Below are 1,232 nucleotides of genomic sequence, written 5' to 3'. Positions count from 1 at the left end.
GTGGACTTCCCAGCTTTCACTAGACAGTTTCTAACTCAGAAAAATACGCTTCCTCAAACTTAGCAGGTGAAACACCGCCTGTGTGTGAATGGCGTTTTTTGGGATTGTAGAACATTTCTATAAAATTGAATATCTCAGCTTTCGCATCTTCCCTTGTCGAATATATCTTACGCTTAACTATTCGCTTTTTAATCGTCGCAAAAAAGCTTTCAGCAACTGCATTATCGTGACAATTCCCAGCTCGACTCATTGAGGGTACAAGGTTATGTTCTTTCATAAAGGCTAAGTAATCAGCGCTACCATACTGGCTTCCTTGATCACTATGTACCATTACGTCAGCTTTGGGTTGGCGCTGATAAACTGCCATGAGCAATGCTTTAATTACTAAGTACTTGTCCATGTTTTTATCCATCGACCAGCCTACGATGCGCCTAGAGAATAAATCCATGACAGTTGCTACATACAAGAAGCCTTCATAGGTTCTCACATAAGTAATATCACTTACCCAAGTTTGATTCGGCGCAGGAGGATTAAACTGACGAGCTAGCAAGTTATCTGCAATGCGCGATGTTTTACCGCCTTTAATATGGCGACGTTTATACCCTATTTGCGCTTTGAGTTTATGTTGGCGCATGATCTTAGCTACGCGATTAACACTACATTGCTCACCAGCTTCACGTAAATCTGCGTGTATCCAAGGACTACCGTAAGTGCAACCACTGGCAACGTAAAACTCTCTAATAAGCTTAAGCAAACGATTATCTTCGATTGCTCTGTCACTCAATGGCTTCTTTAACCACGCATAAAAGCCACTGCGGTGTAGCTTAAATAGTTTACACATCACAACAATAGAAAACTCATTTTGATGCTCACGAATAAAAGCGTACTTTACTCGGGGTTGCTGGCAAAGTACCTTGCGGCCTTTTTTAGAATGTCGCGTTCCTCCGTGACACGTTTTAGCTCGGCCTCAAGTTTGGCTATCCTTAGTTGTTCATCTGATGATTTGGTTTGTTTGGGTTTCTCTGATAACTGGCTTCGCCAGTGATATAACGTTTTGGTACAAATATCTAATCGTTCTGATACTTCAGCAACTGAATAACCACGTTCAGTTATTTGTTTAACTGCTTCTATTTTAAATTCTTGGGTATACCGTTTGCCTTTGCTCATAAAACACCTCTAATTAGAAGTTACAATGTAACTCATTGGGTGTCTAGCAAACTATGGGAAGTCCA

The 1,232-nt window shown here is 40.8% G+C and carries 1 protein-coding gene; it reads right to left on the bottom strand.

The features are described 5' to 3' along the window. Nucleotides 1-19: 19 nt before the first annotated feature. Nucleotides 20-1,167 (bottom strand): IS3 family transposase gene (locus PAT01_RS19940; RefSeq protein WP_154946062.1). Its coding sequence is split into 2 segments (ribosomal slippage): nt 20-930 and nt 930-1,167, totalling 1,149 coding nucleotides; the frame shifts between segments, so codons are not numbered across the junction. Between the last annotated feature and the right edge of the window lie 65 nt (nt 1,168-1,232).

Origin of the sequence: Pseudoalteromonas atlantica, assembly GCA_007988745.1 — a bacterium.
GTDB classification, from domain to species: Bacteria; Pseudomonadota; Gammaproteobacteria; order Enterobacterales; family Alteromonadaceae; genus Pseudoalteromonas; species Pseudoalteromonas atlantica.
This window is presented reverse-complemented; position numbering and strand designations above follow the sequence as displayed.